Origin of the sequence: Terasakiella sp. 4MB5A (assembly GCF_050058155.1) — a bacterium.
Classification (GTDB): domain Bacteria; phylum Pseudomonadota; class Alphaproteobacteria; order Rhodospirillales; family Terasakiellaceae; genus Terasakiella; species Terasakiella halodenitrificans.
This window is the reverse complement of the sequence record NZ_CP188815.1, coordinates 1,877,743-1,900,529: the sequence shown is the minus strand read 5'-3', so window position 1 is coordinate 1,900,529 and position 22,787 is coordinate 1,877,743. Positions and strand designations below refer to the sequence as shown.

Sequence of the window (22,787 nt, the reverse complement as noted above, 5' to 3'; positions counted from 1 at the left end):
CCCTTCGCCATCATTCTATGCGGAGGTTTCAAAATGAGGGCTATGCTCGACAAACTTTATGCCATAGGGGGCGTGATGGGGGCGCTTTTCCTGTTTGGCATTTTCTCAATCGTACTCTTACAAGTCGGGGCAAATCTAATTGATTTTATCTCTTCAGCCCTAACAGGTCACGCAATTGGATTAACAATCCCTTCTTATGCTGAGATAGCAGGCTTCATGCTGGCGGGTGCCTCTTTTCTCTCATTACCTTATGCCCTTCGTCATGGAACACATATTCGAGTTAATCTATTCATTCAGCGCTTAGGTCCCAAGGGACAACAGCTCACTGATATTTGGTCTTTTTTCATCGGAACGGCCTTAACTGGCTGGCTGGCTTATTACGCTTGGGAATTGGTTCTTGAATCCCATGAATACGGAGACCTTTCCACAGGACTTATTGCCGTCCCGATTTGGATTCCACAGGCTTCGCTCTCATTGGGGGCAACATTAATGACCATCTCCATGTTGGATGGTTTCATTTCATCACTTATGCAAAAAGATTTTTTCATTAAGGCAGAAAATGCCGATCTGGGGGCAGAATAATGAGCGACATTCTCCTGCCTGCCTTCATCATTTTAATTGTTTTATTCACTTTATTGGGCAGTGGCGTTTGGGTTGGTATTTCCCTTCTGGCCGTTGCTGCCATTGCAATGGAAGTTTTTACCACATCACAAACCGGCCCCTTAATGGCCTCTACGATTTGGGGGGCCAGCAACCTTTGGTCTCTTGCGGCCCTTCCCCTCTTTATTTGGATGGGGGATATTCTGTTTAGGTCCCGCTTGTCAGACGACATGTTTGAAGGGCTTCATCCGTGGATGGGAAACTTGCCCGGCAAACTCCTTCATATCAACATTATCGGCTGCGGTATCTTTGCTGCAGTTTCAGGATCATCCGCAGCGACAGCAGCAACAATCGGGAAAATATCAATCCCTGAACTCAAGCGGCGTGGTTATGACGAAAAAATGATTTTGGGAACACTTGCCGGATCCGCAACCTTGGGCCTCTTGATCCCACCCTCCATTATTCTAATTGTATATGGTGTTGCGACGGAACAATCCATTGCCCGCCTTTTTGTCGCCGGTGTCGGACCCGGTATCATGTTGGTCGTTATGTTTATGGCTTATGTCGCCATCTGGTCCTTTCTCAACAAAGACAAAATGCCAGAGACCGCCGAAAGCTTCTCATGGAAACAACGTTTTCATAGCATTAAAAACCTTGGCCCGGTGGTACTGCTGATTGCTGGGGTTATCGGGTCCATCTATATGGGTATCGCTTCCCCTACAGACGCGGCCGCCGTCGGCGTATTTCTATCCCTTTTACTCACAAAAATGACAGGAGATCTGACAAAAGAAAACTTTATCGACGGTATTTTGAGTGCAACTCGAACATCCTGTATGATTGCCTTTATTTTGGCTGGCGCAGCTTTTCTGACAACCGCAATGGGTTTTACAGGCATTCCTGCCAGCCTTGCCAGTTGGATCGGTCAAATGGGATTGAGCCAATATCAATTACTTGCTGCGCTTACCGTTTTCTTCATCGTCATGGGGTGTTTCCTAGATGGTATTTCGGTTGTTGTTTTAACAACCGCCGTTATTTTGCCCATGATCGAAACTGCCGGAATTGATCCTTTATGGTTCGGTATCTTCATTGTGATTGTGGTTGAAATGTCTCAAATCACTCCCCCTGTCGGCTTCAACCTGTTTGTTATTCAGTCCTTGTCAGGGCGCAATATTTTAGTTGTTGCCAAAGCAGCCCTTCCGTTTTTCCTCATTCTTATTGGTGCCGTTGGTGCGATTACAGCCTTTCCTGAAATCGTTACTTGGCTTCCAAACAACATGAACTGATGCCTGTTATGAAACTTTCAAAAATCATGGTCTATCAAGACGACAATGCACATTGCGTCAACTGGACGACTTATGCTGCCCACCTTGCAGATCAACTCAATGCACATTTGACCGGTTTATTTGTAGGTCAAGACCCGACAGACCTTAAAATTTTTGATGATGCATTGGCAAACGCAATTCAAAAAAACATTGATCTTTCCAGTATGCCGTCTGCTATGACACGTGCACAATTTGATCAGACATTGAGCAATTTCAATATTACCACATCCTTTAAAATCGCCAATGAAAAACCATCTATTGCATTACGCAGGGAAGCCCGTTTCTATAATATCGTTGTTACAGGTCAACCCGATACGTCTTCAAGTGCAATGCAGGATGAGAAATCAGCCCTTTCCCATTTATTAATTGGCAGTGGTCGGCCCGTCATTGTCGTTCCGCGTGACTACAAAGCAAAACCAGCCTTTAATCGTGTCACAATAGCATGGGATGGAGGCCGCGAAAGTACACGTGCCCTTTTCGACAGCCTTCCCTTTATTACCAATGCAGAAAGTATTGAAATTATCACGGTAAAAACTGAAGATGGTAGCCGCCCTTTCAGCGTTGCCCGGCCGGATGAAATCTCTAGTTTACTTTCTGATATGGGACTACAAAATCACCATAAAATCCTTGAAGCCAATGGTCAGAGATCTGGCCGCCTTATTCTTGAAAAAGCTCAAGAACATCAAAGTGATATCATCGTAATGGGGGCATATGCCCATTCGCGATGGCGTGAACTTGTTTTGGGTAGCGCCACACGTTCCATCATCAAACACACAACATTGCCCGTCTTAATGTCACATTAAAACAGATATACAGTCACATAATAAGCAAAACACCCCTTGTAACACCGTCATTTCGCTCGTAAATTACAGATAAAATATAACAGGAGGCATTTGTGATTGAAAAAAAAGAAGACTATCCCTACTCCCGCCACATCGTTTCTTCCGAACATCTTGCTTCAGAAGAAGGCTGGCAATTAAGCGAGTTTGAATATGGACTGATTATCTCCTTTAATGCATTCAGTCGATGGATGACCCGTTGCATGACTGCCGTTGGAGAAAATGATTTTAGCCCCTTGGATGTCTTGGTTCTGCACAACGTCAATCACCGCGCTAAGGAAAAAAGACTGGTCGACATCTGTTTTGTTTTAAATATCGAAGATCAGCACACTGTAAATTACTCCCTGAAAAAGCTTTTAAAAGCAGGTTATGTACAGGGTGAAAAACGAGGAAAAGAACGTTTTTACAGCACAACGGAAGAAGGACAGCACGTCTGTTCCGAATATCGCCGCATTCGCGAGCGTTGCCTTGTCAGTGCATACAAGGCCGTAGAACACAACAGGCTGGAACTGTCCGATGTTGCCACTCTTTTACGCGGCATGTCCGGGCTATACGATCAAGCTTCCCGAACCGCAAGCGCTTTATAATCATAAAATTTTGCAGGGGAACTTCGAATATAGTTGAAACTCCCCTGCCCCTCAATGATCTAACATAATCAGGAATGAATCTTACTCACTCCCTTCCAAATGTTTTAGATATTTATCAATATTGCTTTGCAAATTGGTGGCTTCCTCAGACAACTTACCCGACGTTCCGCGCAAATCGTTCGATAACTGCCCGGTTTTTTCTGCTTCACCACCAACAGCATTTACAATCTGATCGATTTCAGAGGACCCATCGGTAATCCCCAAAACGCTTTGAGAAATTTCAACTGTCAAGCTTTCCTGCTGTGAAACTGTGGAAGAAACTTCAAACTGAATGTCATGGATTTGTGAAATCACGTTATTAATTTCCTCAATTGCTGATTTAGCATCTATAACCTGATTTTGTACCACTGCAATGGTCTGTGCAATTTCATCTGTTGCATTGGATGTCAAACCCGCCAAACGCCCGACTTCATCGGCAACAACGGCAAAGCCTTTGCCAGCCTCCCCCGCGCGTTGTGCCTCAATCGTCGCATTCAAGGCAAGCAGTCGAGTTTGTGCCGCAATATCACTGATCATGCGGGTCACCTCACCAATTTTAGAACTCGAACTTTCCAGCTCTTCCACAGCACGATTACCCGTTTCAGCAACAGAAATTGCCGTTTCTGCTGTTTCTTTTGCAGTATTGGATTTTTGCGCCATATCAGAAAAATTTGTATTCAACTGCGTCGCTGTTTGCGCCGCATTCGTCGCACTTTGGCGATTGCGTTCGGAAATTTCCTGTGCCTGGTGGGCTTGTGTTACTGTTTCATCAGATTGTTCACCTAAAGATTCCGACAGTTGTTCCAAACTCCGTGCTTGTTGCGCCACAATCTGTGCAACTGACGTCACTTCTTCCATAATTTTCGCAGCAAATTCACGTTCCTGTTTTTGTAAGGTCACATCCGTCCAACTCAACATCGTGTTCACATGAGCACCGTGCTGACTCAAAACAGCCTGTGCATCAACTTCTACATGCCGATCTTGATAAATAAACTGTTGTTTGAACGGCAAATTTTCTGAATTTGAAATTTTATGAATAAATGCCGCACCTTGTTCAAAGATATCTGCAGATTTACTGCATACATCTTCATCACCTGCAAATCGTAAAAAATCACGGGCTGCAACATTGCAATAATCCAGATTTCCGTCCAAATCGCATAAGACTATACAGGACGCATTATTCTCGATAATGCGTTGTCGGCGATAAGCTTGACGGACACTTTCTCTTAACATCTCCAAGGCCGAGGCCATTGTTCGAAATTCATCATTTCCAGTTGGTGGGATTTCAACACGCGTATTGCCTCCGCCCAAATCCTTCATGGCATTTGCGAAATTTCTAAGCTTGGCAAAAACCGCAAATCGAAGCAATAACCAGCCGCCAATGGCACAACCCAACAATGCAATTGAAACAAGAGATATAGCCTGATTACGAATTTCCAGAAGATTATTCTTAAATTCACTGATGTCACGGGTCAACGAAACCGTCATCCATGTTTCACCCGTTGAAGCAGGTACATCCACAAATAAGGTTTCCAGACCGGAGCTTACACTTTCTTCTACTTTTTCACCCTTGCTTTCTTCTTCCAGTTTCGCTGATTGAGGATGACTGGCAAGGAGAACGTCTTTCTGAGCATTCAACAACTTGACTTCACCAGATAGCGCGCTCCCCAAATTAGCAAATTGAAGAATTGGATCGGTAATGAATTCAACATACCCCGCGACCTTAAAACCGCCAATCGGCATAATCAAACTATGGACAGGATGTCCATCCTTTGTTTTCCATGTGTAAGCAACAGGTTTGCGTTGTGCCTGCTTATCGCGTTTTTTCAGTTCACTTACAATCGTATCGTTATGTAAAACAGTTTCCTCTATTCCTTTAGAAGAAAAGGTAATGTTATTCAGTTCCTTATCAAAAACATGAACACCTTGTAACATCACGGCCTTACTAACGACTTCCTGTGTCATATAAGTTGCGTCAGCACCAATTGTTAATTTTTTGGCATCCCCTTCACGCGCACCTTGAACCAGCACACGATCACGTGACCACTTATCCACAATCGGAAAAAGTTCTTCATAATAACGTTCAGCGATAGATTGGCGAACCAGAAAAGAAGCAATTTCACCTGATGTATCATTGAAATTTTTTATCGAAAATTTTTCATATGAATTACTCAGCCACACCAGTGTCGTAATCACGACTACCGTGCTAAACACACCGATCAGCGCCAAAATTTTACGAATTGTCCAGTACATCTCGACCTAGATCCCTATTTTATTTTAATGCAGGGTTATCGTCCTCCCCGCTATAGTAATGAATAAAAAAAATCGAGGCTGAAGATGACCTCCAGCCTCGTTCTTTGTTTAATGGCCAATAATCTGGCTCAGGAACTCCTGAGTTCTTGGTTCCTGTGGATTGCTAAAGAACTCGTGAGGTTCGTTTTCTTCGACGATCTGTCCGTCTGCCATGAAGATTACGCGATCAGCAACTGTTTTGGCAAAGCCCATTTCGTGTGTCACACACAGCATGGTCATGCCTTCTTCGGCCAGTTGCACCATCGTATCCAGCACTTCCTTGATCATTTCAGGATCAAGCGCCGAGGTCGGTTCGTCAAACAGCATGATTTTCGGCTGCATGCACAAAGATCGGGCAATCGCCACACGTTGTTGTTGACCACCGGAAAGCTGACCCGGATATTTAAGGGCTTGTTCCGGGATCTTGACCCGCTCCAGATAATGCATGGCACGCGCTTCGGCTTCGGCGCGCGGTTCCTTGCGCACCCACATCGGCGCCAGTACACAGTTTTCCAGAATGGTCAAATGCGGAAAAAGATTAAAATGTTGGAAGCACATCCCCACCTCGCGGCGGATCTTGTCGATATTTTTAAGATCATTGGTCAGTTCCACACCATCGACGATGATCTGGCCCTGCTGGTGTTCTTCCAAACGGTTGATACAGCGGATCATTGTGGACTTACCGGAACCGGAAGGCCCACAAATTACGATCCGTTCGCCCTTATGGACGTTCAGGTTAATATCGCGCAAAACATGAAAATCGCCATACCATTTGTTCATATTGATCAATTGGATTACGTCTTCCTGTGCGACTTCGTGCTCCAGATTATGACCGGCACGCAATTGCGCCTCTGTCACTGTATCTGTAATTGCATCGGGATCTCTTGTCATTTTATCCTCTTAGCGTTTGTGTCCGGTGTGTAGTTTGCGCTCCAAAGCTTGGCTGTAACGAGACATCCCGAAACAGAAAACCCAGAAACAGAACGCTGCAAAAATGTACCCTTCGGTCGATACGCCACGCCACGCGGGGTCGGTAATCATGGCTTGAACCGTCGCCAGAATATCCAGCAAACCGATAATCAAAACCAGGGTCGTATCTTTAAACAGGGCGATGAATGTATTGACGATACCGGGGATGACCAGCTTCAACGCTTGGGGCAAAATAATCAGCCCCATCGAACGCCAATAGCCCAACCCCAGCGAGGCGGCGGCCTCGAACTGGCCTTTCGGAATGGCTTGCAAGCCACCGCGTATCACTTCTGCCATATAGGCAGACTGGAACAGAGTAATCCCGATCAAGGCGCGCATCAGTTTTTCAAAGTCCCAGCCTTCCGGCAAGAACAAAGGCAACATCACAGACGCCATAAACAGAACCGAGATCAACGGCACACCGCGCCACAGTTCAATAAAGACCACACAGACCATCTTGACCATCGGCATTTCCGAACGCCGCCCCAAGGCCAGAACGATCCCGAATGGCAAGGCCGCCACAATCCCGACATAGGACAGAACTAATGTCAGCATCAAGCCGCCCCATTTGTGGGTTTCCACAGGGTTGAGGCCAAAAGCACCGCCCAGCAACAAGATACCGACGATAATCGGAAGAACTGTCAAACCGGCAAGACCGAGCCATTTTTTAATCTGCCCGGAAACTTGAGCGAAAAATTGCGGCATAACCACAATCGCCAACAATAGAAAAGCCAAATCCACACGCCATCTTTCCGCATCAGGGTAGAAGCCGTAGGTGAAGAAGCCAAGACGTGTTTTGATAAAGACCCAGCACGCGCCTTCACCTGTACAGGCTTTGGGGTCATTTCCCGCAAAGTTCGCACTGATAAAGACCCAGTCAATAATCGGCGGCACAATCTGGATCAACAGATAAAGAGCCACCAGGCTCAGCACCGCATGAAACGGTGACGATAAAAGATTTTGACGCACCCATGCAATTGGACCTGTTGTGGAAACAGGGGGTGGGAGCGCTTCTTTTTCAACGAATTTACCCATTTTAACGCTCCTTCAACGACATGGCTTTGTTGTACCAGTTCATCACAAACGACAGCGTCAAACTGATCGTCAGATAAACTGCCATTGTCATAGCGACAATCTCAACGGCTTGACCGGTCTGGTTTAATGTCGTGCCCATAAAGACGGACACAATATCGGGATAACCGATCGCTGTGGCCAAGGAAGAGTTCTTGGCAAGGTTGAGATACTGGCTGGTCAAAGGCGGAATAATCACCCGCATCGCCTGCGGGATAATGATTTCACGCAAGGTCACACTACGACGCAAGCCCAACGATTCAGCCGCTTCTGTTTGTCCATGTGGGACAGCCAAAATACCGGCACGCACGATCTCGGCAATAAAGGCCGCCGTATAAGTCGATAAAGCCAGCAGAAGAGCAATAAATTCAGGGATAACCTGAACACCGCCTTTGAAGTTAAAGCCTTTCAAGGCGGGAAGTTCCCACGTGAGCGGGGCGCCAAGCACCACAAAAACGATCAAGGGCAAACCGATAATTAAACCAACACCGGTCCAAAATGCGGGAAACTGTTCCCCTGTCGCCTCTTGACGTTTGCGCGACCAGCGAGCAATCGCGATGGTCGCAATAAGGGCAATCAACAAGGCGATCAGTACGGCAGAGAAGCCCTCTCCTGCAACAGGTGCCGGTACATAAAGACCACGATTGTTAATAAAAAATGTTTCGGCCAGACCCAAGCTTTGGCGCGGACCGGGCAGCGGTTGCAAGACCGCAAAATACCAAAAGAAAATTTGCAGCAACAAAGGAATATTGCGCAAGGTTTCCACATAAACAGTGGCAATTTTCGCGATTAACCAGTTCTTGGATAGGCGAGCCACGCCCATAACGAAGCCCAAAAGAGTAGCAAAAATGATTCCGATAAAGGAAACCAAAACCGTATTCAGCAGACCAACGATGAACGTTCGCCCATAGGTATGAGACGCGTCATACGGCACGAGACTCATTAAAATTTCAAAGCCGGCAGGGTTACTTAAAAAATCAAAGCCCGTCGAAATGCCTCGGCTTTCCATGTTGTGCAGGGTGTTCTGGAAAATTGTCCAGCCCAACCAAATCAGAAAGCAAATTAACAATACTTGAAAAACATATCCGCGAACTTGCGGGTCATAAATCAGCGAGGAAGTTCTTTGGGGCGTTGTGGCGATGTCGTTTTTGTCTTGCGACATATGCACACTCCAAACTTAACACATAAGAAAAGCGAGTGTATTGACAATATTTAAGGGCAATACACTCGCGATTAAATCTGCTTTTCTTAGCGGACCGGCGGAGCGTACTGCAGACCACCTTTAGACCACAACGCATTCAAACCACGAGAGATTTGCAGCGGTGTGTTCGGGCCGACGTTACGATCAAACATTTCGCCGTAGTTGCCGACCTGTTTCACAGCATCAAACGCCCAGTTTGCGCCCAAGCCAAGCTTAGCACCCGCATCACCGCTTGTGCCAACAAGACGTTGTACGGACGGGTTTTCGCTTTTCATTGCCGCATCGACGTTGGCAGAGGTCAAGCCCATTTCTTCAGCGTTGATTTGCGCAAACAAGGTCCATTTGACAATGTTAAACCACTGGTCGTCGCCTTGGCGAACAACCGGGCCAAGCGGTTCTTTGGAAATAACTTCCGGCAAAACAACCGCTTTGCTCGGGTCATCCAATTTAGAACGCAACGCGTACAACTGCGATTGGTCAGAGGTCAAAATATCGCAACGACCCGCCGCAAACCCTTGAATAGTCTGGTCTGCCGTATCATAAACAACCGGGCTGAATTTCATACCGTTGAGGCGGAAATAATCGGCAAGGTTCAATTCTGTTGTGGTCCCTGCCTGAATACAAACGGACGCGCCGTCCAGTTCCAATGCAGATTTCACACCCAGTTCTTTTTGAACAAGGAAGCCTTGACCATCATAATAGTTCACGCCCGTGAAGTTCAGACCCAAAGAGGTGTCACGTGTGTGTGTCCATGTGGTGTTACGAGACAGCATGTCAATTTCGCCAGACTGCAACGCAGTGAAACGTTCTTTCGCGGTCAGCGGAATGAATTTCGTTTTGTTGGCATCACCCAGAACGGCAGCAGCAACAGCGCGGCACGTATCCACATCAAGACCTGTCCAGTTCCCTTTTTCATCAGGCAGAGAGAAGCCCGGAAGACCGGCAGAAACGCCACACAGCAGTTCGCCGCGCGCCTTTACCGTATCAAGGGTGCTGGCCGCCATTGCTGCAGTCGCTGTAACAGCCGTGACAACAAATGCGCCCGTCAGGACAGACAAAGTTTTTTTCATAGTTTAATTCTCCTAAGAAATGAAATCCAGTTTCCTTCCAGATCAGTAATCTGCATGTAAAACTGGATACCTCCATGTTTTGATTAAATTCGCAGTTATGTATAGCTTGTGCTATTTATTTTAATATCCGCAGAAACATTATGACCAACCGAACACCATTACATCCGGTGCATGTGAACTACGTCTCTACAGATAAACAAGCATACTAGAGCGGGCTTTGGATTTGTTTGTTTTGTCAGCAGAAAAATCACTCATTTTTCGAACTTTATTCCGTATTACTAGAATAATCAGAATAAAATTGCACAGACAAGTTCGCAACTGCAACATTACCAACAAATCACCTCTTTTTATTTTCTGTAATTTTTTATAGACGAGAGCGTCAGGCTCTAGAATTTTGCAAATGGTGCACTTATTACGCTACTAGATGCATAAATAGCATCAGATAGCGCCATCCAAAAATGAAGAGGTCATATAAAAAAAGCGGCGATACATCAGAGATGCACCGCCTTATACTGTTTTATTATATTGGAGGGTCTATAACTTTAACTCACGCAGAGTTACATTCACCACAATAAGGCACAAGCAATTCACGCCGGATAAGTTCACTCGTACACCCCTTACTGATTAAGAAGTGCAATTTCGTAAAGGCTGCTTCCAAGGTCAAATCCAAGGCAGGTACAACACCGATTTGGTTAAAGGTCTCCCCTGTGGCATAGGCACCTTGGTGCACAGACCCTTCAATACATTGTGAGACATTCAGGACAACCAAGCCTTTGGCATGAGCTTCCGCCAAGAAATCAATGAGCCCTTTATTATTGTTTGGTGGATTGCCTACCCCATAGGACAAAATAATTAGCGCTTTTAGATCTTCGCTATCCAGCATCCCTCGAAACATACGCGCATCAATTCCAGGATAAAGTTGCAGCATCGCAACGGAATTTGCCTGAAATTCTTTTTGATGGAAATCCGGTGTTTTTTTCTTCAGTAAAAGTTCTGAACGAATATCAATATTGATCCCCACAGTGCCCAACCACGGAAAGTTTGGTGTATCAAACGCGTCAAATCCGGCACTTTTTAATTTACGACATCGGTTTCCACGCATAATGCGACCATTGAAATATAAACAAACTTCCGGAATGTCATAATCTGCCGCCAACATCAAACTGGTCACGACATTGGGAAACGCATCATTTCGCAACTCAATCAACGGAATTTGTGCCCCCGTCACAATAACGGGTTTATTCAATCCTAACAAAATGAAAGAAAGCGCTGATGCGGTATAAGCCATCGTATCGGTACCATGCAGGATCACAAATCCGTCGTATCGATCTTTATGGGCAATAATCGTTCCGGCAATCTTCGTCCAGTCTGTTGGATGGAGGTTTGCACTATCAATAAGATTATCAAACTCAATCAGATCATAATCCGGCAAAGGGGTTAATGTCCGTCCCTCTAATCGACGTGTTAAGAGGTCTGCAAACCCTTCAACAGGTTCATAACCATGATCGGTGTGACGCATACCGATCGTGCCACCTGTATACACAATTAAAATACGTGGTTTTTTCATTTAGACCTCCCTACTGCACAAATTGCGGTGTCAGCATCGATTGTGGACTGAGCAATTTATCCAACTCTTCTGCACTTAAGATCCCTTCATTCACAACAAGGGAGCGGACCGTTTCACCCGTATGCAGTGCTGTCTGGGCAATTCTAGATGCATTTGCATATCCAATATGTGGGACCAGTGCCGAAATTGTACCAATACTTTGGTTTAGAAGATAAGCACATCGTTCCTCATCCGCCTGAATACCTTGAATACAGCGTGTTTCAAACATCAAGCAGGTTTCTTTTAACATTTTTATCGAATTTAAAATGTTATAAATAATAACAGGTTCCATCGCATTTAATTGTAATTGGCCGGATTCTGCCGCCAAGGTAACCGCCAAATCACTGGCAATGACCTGATAAGCCGTTTGATTAACCGCTTCAGGAATAACCGGATTAACTTTGCCCGGCATAATAGAAGACCCCGGCTGCATCGGCGGTAGTTTAATTTCACCAATCCCTGTACGCGGCCCACTTGACAATAATCGCAGATCGTTGGCAATTTTACTTAACTTAATCGCAAACCGTTTGAGAATACCGGAAAAAGCAACAAACGCACCCATATCGGAACTGGCTTCAACAAGATTTGCCGCTAGCTTCATCTCTTTTCCAGAAATCGACGCCAAATGATCCACAGCCAAATTCGCATATTCAGGGTGCGTGTTGATACCGGTCCCGATGGCTGTCCCTCCCAAATTCACTTCACACAGTAAGGCTGTTACTTCACGCAAACGCGATATGTCTTCTCCCAGAGTCACGCCAAACGCTTCAAATTCCTGGCCCAAGGTCATGGGAACAGCATCTTGTAACTGGGTTCGTCCCATTTTCACGATCTGTTTAAATTCGCTTCCTTTTTTATAAAAGGCCGTTATCAGGCTTGAGACCGTTTCAATCAAAGGGTCCACAGCAAATTGAATTGCAAGACAGGCGGCCGTAGGATAGGCATCATTCGTCGACTGAGATCGATTGACATGATCATTGGGGTGTAGATGTCTATAATCCCCTTTTTGATATCCCAGTTTTGCCAGCGCCAAATTTGCAATCACTTCATTGGCATTCATATTGGTTGATGTCCCGGCCCCCCCTTGAATAACATCAACAACAAACTGATCGTGAAGGTGCCCTTCACAAATATCGCGACAAGCCGCAACAATGGCATCCACTTTATCCTCATCCAACAAACATAAATCACCATTGGCTTTTGCAGCCGCCCATTTTACCATTACCAGTGCCTTGACCAGTTCAGGAAAGTGGCTGATCGGTATCCCGGTTATGGTAAAATTATTGACGGCGCGTTGTGTTTGCACCCCGTACCAAACATCCGCAGAAATCGCCAGATCACCTAAAAGATCATGCTCTATACGTTGTCTCACAGAAAAACCTCCTTTATTGAAGAAACGCAAAGTCTCTGCGCTTTTTCTTCAATTTAAGACGGAAGAAAAAGGAATGACAATTTGGCACCTCGTTACAGAAAGGTGCACAAAGACGCAAATAGTGCACCAAAGTGCGCTAGTGTGCTATATTGAGATTTTATGGGATTTTTTTATAATCCCGCCCTCATTTATTGACCACGTCATAAGGGCCTGCTTCCATGACTGACCACTTCGCAAAAAATTTAAGATTTGCATGCGGGTATTATAAGTCCATCGCGGAGGTTTGCCGTCGCCTCAAATTAAACAGGGCCCAGTTTAATCGATACCTGAGCGGACGGCACAAACCTTCCGCCAATGCCATGATGCGGTTATGCGATTTTTTTGGCATGGAAGAATTTGAGTTTCTATTACCCCATGACCAATTTCAACGTTTGCTTCAAGTCAAACCGAGAACTCAAACTGTTGAAAGAAGTACCTATCCAGAACTGGAACACCTCACCAAACTGCATCGTACAGGTGACACTAACCTTGAAAAATATCTTGGGTATTATTTCGAATATTACTATGCCCTTTCGTCCCCAGGCAAAATTTTGCGAACACTTATTTGCATAGAACGCCAAGAAGACGGTATCTATTATCAACGTACCGAACGTTTTCAAGAAGCCTCAAAAAACGTCATCAGTCATGGGGTTTACAATGGCGCAGCTTTCTTTCTCACTGATCGAATTTTCTTAGTCGATTACGAAGCTAGAACCGGATACGAAATCACCGAGACAATTTTATTCCCCACCTTCAGAAACAAACTATCCCGACTAAGTGGCCTTAAACTTGGTGTGTCCGGCAGTGGTGAACGTATGCCTTGTTGCACACGCGTCGTCTATGAATATCTTGGACGATCCATTAACAAACACCGCGCTTTATCTCTTTGTGGTCTATATGATCCGGCGGGAGATGAAATTGATGCACCGTTAAAAGAAGCCCTTTTAAATACAATCGCACCAAACGAATGGCATTTCAGGGCGCGCCATTAGGCCCATAGGACGTCATCATTATACGAACGGTTTCCTCAATAACCTCTTCTGCACGAACGGAACCATCCTTCATTTGCAAAAGGCAACGCATGTGATGCCCCCCCTTTAACATAGACATAAACATTTCTGCAGTTAGGCGTGGGTTTGTAATATTAAGAAACCCTTGTTGCCCTAATTCCATAAATCGCTGTTCAAACAATGCAATCCCACGTGCCGGACCGGCACGATAAAAAACTTCCGCTAAATCAGGAAAACTGGTCGCACTACCGATTACTTGCCTAAAAATACCCAATGTTTCTTTCTTGGTTAGTTGCTCCACAAAAAACGTTGCAAGTGTACGCAAATAATCTGCCGTTTCTTCAATGCTGGATGGTATTTCAGGGATTTGCCAAAAAGTCTCCGCCCGACGGTTGATCACTTCTTCAAATAAATTTACCTTACTGTCAAAATGCGCGTAAATCGTTGCTTTGGATACTCCGGCGCGCTTGGCAATCAAATCCACACTGACAGCTGCAAACGGAGATTCCAGAAACACCTGTGTCGCTGCATCCAGCACAATATCGCGTTTTGAGCGACGAGTTTTTTTATTGTTCGCGTTTAGTGACATACTTCATATACCGTACAGTGATTTTCAGTAAACTATACTCAAATCCTAAAAATTAGCAAACTAAACTAAACAGTTTAGTATTGACATTTTTCTTTTTCGCATCAATTTATTGAACTAGACGGTTTAGTTTATTTGGAGTTACCCCACCTTCATGTCCAAGGTAAAAAAATCAAAAGCTCTTCTCGCTGGCGCACTTGTCATTAGCGGTGCTATTGCCGGTGGTGCTTACTGGTGGATTGAAGCTCGTCATTTCGAAAAAACTGACAATGCTTATGTCCATAGTGAAATCACACGTCTAAGCCCAAAAGTATCCGGTTACGTCACAAATATTGCGGTTAGTGATAACCAAGATGTCAAGGCAGGCGATATTCTTTTACGCTTGGATACCCGAGATTATGAAGCAGCTGTTCAAAAATCCGAAGCTTCGGTAAGAGTAGCAGAAGCCAACTTGCAAATCGTGCAAGCGCAATTAAAAATGCAAGGCGCCGTTATCCAGTCTGCGCGTGCACAAGTCGAAGCTGCAACTGTTGAACACGATCATAGCCTTAAAAATTTTCAACGATCCAAAGACCTCGTTAAACGCAGTGCCGCCAGCCGACGCACTTATGACAACGATCAAGCAAGCGTGCAGCGGACCCGAGCAAACTTGCATAGTGCACAAGCAAGTCTGTTGGCGGCTGAACGCAAGCTCGACGTTTTAAGCGCACAGGAAAATGAAGCCGAAGCAGAAACCAATCGGGCCCGCGCCAGTTTTGAACTTGCAAAGCTTGATCTGGAAAACACCATTATTCGTGCCCCGATTGACGGCGTTATCGGTAATCGATCCGTTCGACGAGGTCAATTCGTTGGTGTCGGAACCCCTTTATTAGCAATCGTTCCAGTGAAAGATGTCTGGATTGAAGCCAACTTCAAAGAAACACAAATTGAAAAAATGCACCAAGGGCAAAGTGTATCTTTATATGTGGATGCTTATCCCGGTATCAAATTATCCGCCGAGGTTGAATCCATTGCGCCTGCTTCAGGAGCACAATTCAGCCTCCTCCCCCCGGAAAATGCGTCAGGTAACTTCACAAAAATTGTCCAACGCATTCCTGTGCGGATCAAAGTTCCAGCCCGTTCTGAAAACGTACACCTTTTACCCGGCATGTCAGTTGAAGTTGCGGTTGACACGCGCGATAACATGCCGATTGTCGCGCAAAAAAAGAAGTATCCGGTAAATTCCATCGCCTACGCTCAATAAACGTATCAGCGAGATAAACACATGGAAGCAAAAACCATCATCGGTTTTCTGGCCCTCGTGGTTGGTATGTTCATGGCGATTTTGGACATTCAGATCGTTGCCAGCTCACTTGCCGAAATTCAGGCTGGTGTATCGGCAAGTCAGGAAGAAATTTCATGGGTGCAAACTTCCTACCTTATTGCTGAAGTTATTGTTATTCCCATTTCGGGATGGTTGGCGCATGTTTTTTCGACCAGATTGTTATTTTCGGCGGCCTGTTTTGGTTTTACGATTGCCTCGGTTCTTTGTTCATTGGCATGGAACCTCGAAAGTTTAATTGTTTTCCGTGTACTACAAGGCTTACTTGGGGGGATGATGATCCCCACGGTTTTTGCAGCCTCTTACACCCTTTTTCCACGTGATAAGCAAGCGGGCATTACCGTTATTATCGGCTTGGTCGCAACTATGGCTCCGGCCATCGGACCAACCGTTGGCGGATACATTACAGATTCCTTTGGCTGGCACTGGCTTTTCCTGATCAATGTCCTGCCAGGCATGGTTGTTACCATTCTAGTCTTTTATTTTGTCAATATCGATGAACCGGACCTGTCACGCTTAAAAGGCTTTGACCTGATTGGAATTTTGCTTATTGCCCTTTTTCTTGGATGCATGGAATTCGTATTGGAAGAAGGTCCCGGTGAAGACTGGTTTAATTCCACCGAAATTACATTCTTCGCCATTATCATGACTATCAGCGGTATATTGATGTTTTGGCGGGAACTCACCATTGAAAACCCTGTCGTAAATTTGCGCGCCTTCAATGATGAAAATTTTGCAATCGGATCATTTTACAGCTTTATCGTCGGGATCGGTCTTTATGGTTCCGTTTATCTGATGCCTTTATTCTTGGCATCGGTTCGCGGGTATAACGCAGTTGAAATCGGCAAAGTTGTTATGGTAACGGGGATTTTCCAATTTCTTTCCGCCCCCATTGCAGGCGCTCTATCCAAGAAAATTGATTTACGTTTGATGCTGACAATCGGCTTGTTTTTGTTTGGGATGGGACTTTACCTTAATACTGGGTTGAATGCGGATTGGAGCTTCTGGGAGTTTTTCATACCGCAAATGATACGCGGCCTCTCCCTCATGATGATTTTTGTGCCGATTAATACATTGGCACTTGGCACCTTGCCTGTTCACGAACTTAAGAACGCATCCGGCCTCTATAATCTTATGCGCAATCTGGGTGGCGCTGTTGGCTTGGCTGTCATCAACACGTTACTTACAAACCAGCGCGATCTGCACAGCACACATTTATCCGAACAAATTAATTATGGTCGCCAGCAAGTCATCGATATGTTGGGGCAAATTCAAACCACCCTTACCCCACAATATGGCGATCATGCCTATCAGGCCACGTTGGAATTGGTACGCACAATTGTAGGACGGGAAGCCGCTGTTATGGCTTTTGCCGATGTTTTTATGGCAACGGCCGCTATTTTCTTTATTTCTATGCTGCTTATGCCCTTTGTAAAAAAAGTCGCTATCAAAAAAGACGAGGCCGCTGAACATACACCAAGCGAGGTATAACTAATGGATAATGTCAGCCACGAGAAACCAGCCGGTAACTATCCCCGGGGTGACTGAGCTTAACAGCAGTTATTGTATCGGCCCCTTGCCATGTGCGTCTTTCAATCACAAACAAGGCCGCCCCGACTTGTACATTCAATAGATCAGCCATTTGTTCGTCTGCGAGTTGTGCAGAAAACATGTGTTCAGCTTCCAAAAACGGTTCTTCCTTAATAAGCCATTCATTTGGATTAATATCTTCAAAGCTTTGTTGAGCTGCACTTGGTACACGTTTCAAATTAATCCAGCGATCTTCATATTGGTATGGCGTTTCATCCGCAAAATGCAAACATCTGACATGAAGTGCTTTTTCTTTTTCCTTCATAGAAAGCTTCGCGCGCACGCCTTCAGGCGGAAACATTTCCTCTTTTTCCAAAAGAACGTAGCGATAAGTTGCCCCGCGCGCCTCGATTTCCTTACGTACAACAGATATGTTGATTTTTGCTGATCGCCCGGATTGTAACGCAACACGTGTCCCGGCTTTGCGACGGCGCTCCACAATCCCCTCAGATGCCAGTTCACGAATGGCGCGGTTTACAGTCATACGCGAACACCCATATTCAACAGCTAAATTTTCTTCACCTGGAATCGTCTCCCCCGGCAACCAATGGCCGGCCTTAATTTTTTCCAGAAGATCATCCTTGATCATTTGGAAAGAAGATAATCGCCCCTTATTCACGTCTCGTATCTCTTTACTAAAAGGAATTGAAATCAACTCTCTAAGGTCCAATTTCAGATAAGCAGACCCATTGTGCAATAAATTCAGCTCAACGCCAATTGATTTTACAATTGACTTATTTGTATATACATATAAATGTTATGTACATATCTTATGTTTCAGAGGTCACCAGATGAACGCAAAAGTTTTCATCAACGCACAACTCGCGACAATGACATCATCATCGCCATATGGCCTCATCCCCAATGGCGCGATCGCTGTCTTGAATGGAAAAATTGATTGGATTGGCCCTTCCTCTGATCTTCCGTTGAAATACCTGATTTGGAAGCAGGAAGACGTAAACCAGCGCCTCATTACCCCTGCCCTGATTGATTGCCACACACACCTTATTTACGGTGGCAATCGTGCACAGGAATTTGAATTGCGCCTTCAGGGCGCCAGCTATGAAGATATTGCACAGGCCGGTGGCGGGATCGTATCGACAGTCCAACAAACCCGCAATCTAAGCGAAGATCAATTGGTTCAATCCGCCCTGCCCCGTTTGGATCATTTCATTACAGAAGGCGTTGGTACCCTTGAAATCAAATCCGGTTATGGATTGACGATTGAAGATGAACTTAAAATGCTGCGCGCCGCACGACGTCTGGAAACTCTCAGACCTATTCGGATAAAAACGACCTTCTTAGGCGCGCATGCCGTACCGGAAGAATATAAGGGAAATGCAGATGCGTATCTTGATGAAGTGTGCCTGCCTGCCTTAACACTGGCGGCCAAAGAAGGGCTTGTCGATGCTGTTGATGCCTTTTGCGAAACAATCGGTTTTACCACAGCTCAAGTGCAACGCGTCTTCGCCTTATCTAAAGAATTAAATCTCCCTGTTAAAATTCATGCCGAACAACTCAGCGATCAAAAAGGGGCTATTCTCGCCGCCTCTTTTCATGCTTTGTCTGCTGACCATTTGGAATACTTAAGCTTAGATGGCATTGAAGCCATGAAAGCTTCGCAAACCGTCGCTGTCCTTTTACCCGGTGCGTTTTACACCTTACACGAAACCAAACTGCCCCCCATTGGTGATTTACGTAAAAACGGGGTTCCAATGGCGATTGCCAGTGACAGCAACCCGGGGTCCTCTCCCCTGACCTCCTTATTGCTGTGTCTGAATATGGCCTGTACCTTGTTTCGCATGACACCGGAAGAAGCATTAATAGGCGTAACCCGCCATGGTGCACAAGCCCTTGGTCTTTCCGACAAGATCGGCACGTTGGAAACAGGAAAAATGGCAGACCTTGCTGTCTGGGATGTCGAACACCCAAATGAACTAGCCTACCGCATCGGCTACAACCCACTTATCAAACGTATCTATGGAGATGCTTAAAATGTCGCTTACCCTGATGCCGGGACATGCGTCCTTACACGAGCTGCAAAACATTTTACAAAAACACACCCCGATTAAAGTCGATCGTTCTTTTAAAAAAGCGGTGGAAAAAAGCGCAAAGCTGATTGAAGCAGCCGCTAATGGGGAAGAAGCCGTTTACGGTGTGAACACCGGGTTTGGCAAACTTGCCAGTATTAAAATTCCTGCACAAGATACCGCAACATTACAACGCAACCTTATTTTATCTCATTGCTGCGGCGTAAGTGATCCCTTGGATGAAGGCACAGTACGCCTTATCATGGCACTAAAATTGCTTTCTTTGGGGCGTGGTGCTTCCGGCGTTCGTTGGGAATTGATTGAACAACTGGAAAATATGTCTGAAAAAGGCGTTATTCCCCTTATTCCGGCACAAGGTTCTGTCGGGGCGTCCGGTGATCTTGCCCCCTTGGCCCATATGGCGGCCGTTATGATGGGCGAAGGAGAAGCCTTTTATAACGGTGTGCGTATGAGTGGCGCAGAAGCTCTTGCGAAAGCAGGTCTTAACCCCATTGCCCTAGGCCCCAAAGAAGGCCTTGCCTTGATCAACGGAACGCAAACATCCACTGCTTTGGCCTTGGTCGGCCTGTTTAAAGCATGGAATTGTGCGCAATCGGCGTTAGTCACGGGTGCCTTGTCAACGGATGCTGCAATGGGATCTTCCGCCCCGTTTCATCCGGATATTCACACGTTGCGCGGACATCGCGGTCAAATTGATGCCGGGGAAACATTGCGCAATCTTATGAGTGGGTCACAAATTCGCGATGAACATCGTGATGACGATACACGTGTACAGGACCCTTATTGCATCCGTTGTCAGCCTCAAGTCATGGGGGCCGTTCTGGATCTTCTCAGACAGGCCGCACAAACTTTAGAAATAGAAGCCAATGCCGTCACTGATAACCCCCTTACCCTAAGTGACGGCACCATCGTGTCCGGCGGTAACTTTCATGCAGAACCGGTTGCCTTTGCCGCCGATCAAATCGCCATTGCGGTTTCCGAAATCGGTGCCATTGCCCAGCGCCGTATTGCCTTGATGGTTGATCCCGCACTTAGTTTTGGCCTACCTGCCTTTTTATCGCCCAAACCGGGATTAAACTCAGGCCTGATGATTGCGGAAGTGACCTCTGCTGCCTTGATGTCTGAAAACAAACAAATGTCGCATCCTGCGTCTGTTGATTCCACCCCGACCTCAGCTAATCAGGAAGATCATGTCTCTATGGCCTGTCATGGCGCGCGTCGTCTGCTGCCCATGACAACCAATCTAGAACATATTTTAGGGATCGAAGCCATATGCGCCGCCCAAGGCGTTGAATTTCGCACCCCCTTGGAAACAAGTGAACGCCTAAAAGCTGTTATCAAAAAAATTCGCTCAGAAATACCAGCCATTGTTGAAGACCGTTACTTGGCACCAGACCTTGAAACAGCGGCCATCTTACTTGGCGACGGAACCATGTGCACAGCGGCAGGCATGGATGTTTTACCTGATTTAAAAATCAAATCATAATATTTTTCTGGAGATTAAAAAATGTCAAACCCCCGCCATAATATCCGCGAAGTTCGCGCCCCGCGTGGCCCTGAAATCAGTGCAAAATCATGGTTAACAGAAGCCCCCTTGCGCATGATGATGAACAACCTTGACCCAGACGTTGCAGAAAACCCAAACGAATTGGTTGTGTATGGCGGCATTGGTCGTTGCGCACGGACCTGGAAAGATTTCGACATAATCGCAGATGAATTGCGCAAACTTGAAAGCAATCAAACTCTCTTGGTGCAATCAGGTAAACCCGTTGGTGTCTTCACCACACATGAAGATGCACCACGGGTCCTGATTGCGAACTCAAACCTTGTCCCTCATTGGGCGACCTGGGATCATTTCAACAAGTTGGATAAAGCCGGCTTGATGATGTATGGCCAAATGACCGCCGGATCATGGATTTACATCGGCTCTCAAGGCATTGTTCAGGGCACTTATGAAACATTTGTCGAAGCCGGGCGCCAACATTACGGTGGCAGCCTAAAGGGCAAATGGATTTTGACCGGCGGATTGGGCGGTATGGGTGGCGCACAACCCTTGGCGGCCGTCATGGCAGGTGCCTGCTGCCTCGCGGTTGAATGTAATCCTGACAGTATCGATTTCAGACTACGTACACGTTATGTGGACGAAAAAACAGACAGCCTTGATGATGCCCTCGCCTTAATCGAAAAGTGGACTGCCGCAGGTGAAGCCAAATCCGTTGCCCTGTTGGGCAATTGCGCCGACATTTTCCCTGAACTGGTCCACAAAGGGGTCAAACCGGACCTTGTAACCGATCAAACTTCGGCCCACGATCCGATCAACGGTTACCTGCCCCAAGGCTGGACGATGTCAGAATGGTTGGAACGTCGCGAAAGCAATCCCAAACGTGTAGAACGAGAAGCCCGTGCCTCAATGAAAGTGCAAGTCGAAGCAATGGTTGCCTTTTCAGAAAGTGGAATTCCCACAGTTGATTATGGCAATAACATCCGCCAAATGGCTTTCGAGGAAGGTTTGGAAAATGCATTTTCTTTCCCCGGTTTTGTCCCAGCCTATATTCGCCCCTTGTTCTGCAAAGGCATCGGTCCGTTCCGTTGGGCTGCCCTGTCCGGTGACCCGGAAGATATTCGAAAAACAGATGCAAAAGTGAAAGAGCTTTTACCAGATAACAAACACCTTCATAATTGGTTGGATATGGCGGCTGAACGCATAGAATTTCAAGGTCTGCCCGCCCGTATTTGCTGGGTGGGTCTGGGGGACCGTCATCGCCTTGGACTCGCCTTTAATGAAATGGTTAAAAACGGCGAACTCTCCGCTCCTGTTGTTATTGGGCGTGATCATTTGGACTCTGGTTCTGTTGCCTCACCCAACCGCGAAACGGAAGCCATGAAAGACGGGTCAGACGCCGTTTCAGACTGGCCACTTTTAAATGCCTTGCTCAATACCGCATCCGGCGCAACATGGGTCAGCTTACATCATGGTGGTGGTGTCGGTATGGGTTTCTCTCAACACTCAGGCGTGGTGATCTGCGCAGACGGGACAGATGAGGCCGCCAAACGTCTTGAGCGTGTTTTATGGAATGACCCGGCCACCGGGGTTATGCGTCATGCAGATGCAGGGTATGAAATCGCCAAAGAATGCGCACGTGAACATGAACTGAACCTGCCTGCCATTTTGTAATACATAAAAAGCCCCGGCTGACATGTCGGGGCTTTACTGCGGAAAGG

Annotated in this window: 19 protein-coding genes; 10 read left to right on the top strand and 9 right to left on the bottom strand. The window is 46.2% G+C overall.

Going from position 1 to position 22,787, the window contains the following annotated elements; all coding sequences use genetic code 11:
* The first annotated feature begins 75 nt into the window (after positions 1–75).
* The 4 genes from ACI0FF_RS08725 (at position 76) to ACI0FF_RS08710 (ending at position 3,348) form a co-directional block, all read left to right on the top strand.
* Positions 76–582 carry a TRAP transporter small permease gene (locus ACI0FF_RS08725; protein WP_419796484.1) on the top strand — a complete coding sequence of 169 codons (507 nt, stop codon included), beginning with the start codon at positions 76–78 and terminating at the stop codon, positions 580–582.
* Entirely contained in the window at positions 582–1,883 is a 1,302-nt protein-coding gene (locus ACI0FF_RS08720; protein ID WP_419796483.1) for a TRAP transporter large permease, read from the top strand. Before ACI0FF_RS08725 ends, ACI0FF_RS08720 begins: the two co-directional genes overlap by 1 nt.
* Positions 1,884–1,891: 8 nt before the next feature.
* Positions 1,892–2,725, top strand: coding sequence for a universal stress protein (locus ACI0FF_RS08715; RefSeq protein ID WP_419796482.1), 834 nt, complete (start codon positions 1,892–1,894; stop codon positions 2,723–2,725).
* Positions 2,726–2,817: 92 nt separating this feature from the next.
* Complete coding sequence (locus tag ACI0FF_RS08710) at positions 2,818–3,348, top strand: winged helix DNA-binding protein (protein WP_419796481.1); 531 nt, start codon at positions 2,818–2,820, stop codon at positions 3,346–3,348.
* An 81-nt stretch (positions 3,349–3,429) separates the two neighbouring features.
* On the opposite strand, the gene ACI0FF_RS08705 is transcribed toward ACI0FF_RS08710, so the two are convergent.
* From ACI0FF_RS08705 to ACI0FF_RS08675, 7 genes are all read right to left on the bottom strand, one after another.
* Positions 3,430–5,640: a methyl-accepting chemotaxis protein gene (locus tag ACI0FF_RS08705; RefSeq protein WP_419796480.1), complete on the bottom strand. Its 2,211-nt coding sequence runs from the start codon at positions 5,638–5,640 to the stop codon at positions 3,430–3,432.
* Positions 5,641–5,748: 108 nt separating this feature from the next.
* On the bottom strand, positions 5,749–6,570 hold the full coding sequence (locus tag ACI0FF_RS08700; RefSeq protein ID WP_419796479.1) for an amino acid ABC transporter ATP-binding protein: 822 nt from the start codon (positions 6,568–6,570) through the stop codon (positions 5,749–5,751).
* 9 nt (positions 6,571–6,579) lie between these two features.
* Positions 6,580–7,683 carry an amino acid ABC transporter permease gene (locus tag ACI0FF_RS08695; RefSeq protein ID WP_419796478.1) on the bottom strand — a complete coding sequence of 368 codons (1,104 nt, stop codon included), beginning with the start codon at positions 7,681–7,683 and terminating at the stop codon, positions 6,580–6,582.
* 1 nt (position 7,684) lies between these two features.
* On the bottom strand, positions 7,685–8,881 hold the full coding sequence (locus tag ACI0FF_RS08690; RefSeq protein WP_419796477.1) for an amino acid ABC transporter permease: 1,197 nt from the start codon (positions 8,879–8,881) through the stop codon (positions 7,685–7,687).
* An 86-nt stretch (positions 8,882–8,967) separates the two neighbouring features.
* Entirely contained in the window at positions 8,968–9,990 is a 1,023-nt protein-coding gene (locus ACI0FF_RS08685; protein ID WP_419796476.1) for an amino acid ABC transporter substrate-binding protein, read from the bottom strand.
* A 547-nt stretch (positions 9,991–10,537) separates the two neighbouring features.
* A complete protein-coding gene (ansA, locus tag ACI0FF_RS08680) occupies positions 10,538–11,557 on the bottom strand; it encodes an asparaginase (RefSeq protein ID WP_419799672.1) in 1,020 nt (339 codons plus the stop codon).
* 10 nt (positions 11,558–11,567) lie between these two features.
* On the bottom strand, positions 11,568–12,968 hold the full coding sequence (locus ACI0FF_RS08675; protein ID WP_419799671.1) for an aspartate ammonia-lyase: 1,401 nt from the start codon (positions 12,966–12,968) through the stop codon (positions 11,568–11,570).
* 218 nt (positions 12,969–13,186) lie between these two features.
* On the opposite strand from ACI0FF_RS08675, the gene ACI0FF_RS08670 reads away from it, so the two are divergent.
* Positions 13,187–13,999 carry a helix-turn-helix domain-containing protein gene (locus tag ACI0FF_RS08670; protein ID WP_419799670.1) on the top strand — a complete coding sequence of 271 codons (813 nt, stop codon included), beginning with the start codon at positions 13,187–13,189 and terminating at the stop codon, positions 13,997–13,999.
* Here the strand turns inward: ACI0FF_RS08670 and ACI0FF_RS08665 are convergent.
* Entirely contained in the window at positions 13,983–14,606 is a 624-nt protein-coding gene (locus ACI0FF_RS08665; RefSeq protein ID WP_419799669.1) for a TetR/AcrR family transcriptional regulator, read from the bottom strand. The two genes, ACI0FF_RS08670 and ACI0FF_RS08665, sit on opposite strands and share 17 nt — an antisense overlap.
* Positions 14,607–14,757: 151 nt before the next feature.
* Between ACI0FF_RS08665 and ACI0FF_RS08660 the strand changes: the two genes are divergently transcribed.
* Together ACI0FF_RS08660 and ACI0FF_RS08655 are read left to right on the top strand one after the other, a co-directional pair.
* Positions 14,758–15,846 carry an HlyD family secretion protein gene (locus ACI0FF_RS08660; protein ID WP_419799668.1) on the top strand — a complete coding sequence of 363 codons (1,089 nt, stop codon included), beginning with the start codon at positions 14,758–14,760 and terminating at the stop codon, positions 15,844–15,846.
* Between the two features lie 21 nt (positions 15,847–15,867).
* Positions 15,868–17,415, top strand: coding sequence for a DHA2 family efflux MFS transporter permease subunit (locus tag ACI0FF_RS08655; protein WP_419799667.1), 1,548 nt, complete (start codon positions 15,868–15,870; stop codon positions 17,413–17,415).
* A 13-nt stretch (positions 17,416–17,428) separates the two neighbouring features.
* Here ACI0FF_RS08655 and ACI0FF_RS08650 read toward each other — a convergent pair whose 3' ends face one another.
* The gene (locus tag ACI0FF_RS08650; protein WP_419799666.1) at positions 17,429–18,133 is read right to left on the bottom strand and encodes a UTRA domain-containing protein; all 705 of its coding nucleotides are present in this window, start codon (positions 18,131–18,133) and stop codon (positions 17,429–17,431) included.
* A gap of 172 nt (positions 18,134–18,305) precedes the next feature.
* Here ACI0FF_RS08650 and hutI point away from each other — a divergent pair, with 172 nt between their 5' ends.
* Genes hutI through hutU form a run of 3 tightly spaced genes read left to right on the top strand, consistent with a single transcriptional unit; the run spans position 18,306 to position 22,740 of the window.
* Positions 18,306–19,508 carry an imidazolonepropionase gene (hutI, locus tag ACI0FF_RS08645; RefSeq protein ID WP_419799665.1) on the top strand — a complete coding sequence of 401 codons (1,203 nt, stop codon included), beginning with the start codon at positions 18,306–18,308 and terminating at the stop codon, positions 19,506–19,508.
* Position 19,509: 1 nt separating this feature from the next.
* The gene (hutH, locus tag ACI0FF_RS08640) at positions 19,510–21,051 is read left to right on the top strand and encodes a histidine ammonia-lyase (protein ID WP_419799664.1); all 1,542 of its coding nucleotides are present in this window, start codon (positions 19,510–19,512) and stop codon (positions 21,049–21,051) included.
* A 21-nt stretch (positions 21,052–21,072) separates the two neighbouring features.
* Complete coding sequence (gene hutU / locus ACI0FF_RS08635; RefSeq protein WP_419799663.1) at positions 21,073–22,740, top strand: urocanate hydratase; 1,668 nt, start codon at positions 21,073–21,075, stop codon at positions 22,738–22,740.
* Positions 22,741–22,787: the final 47 nt, after the last annotated feature.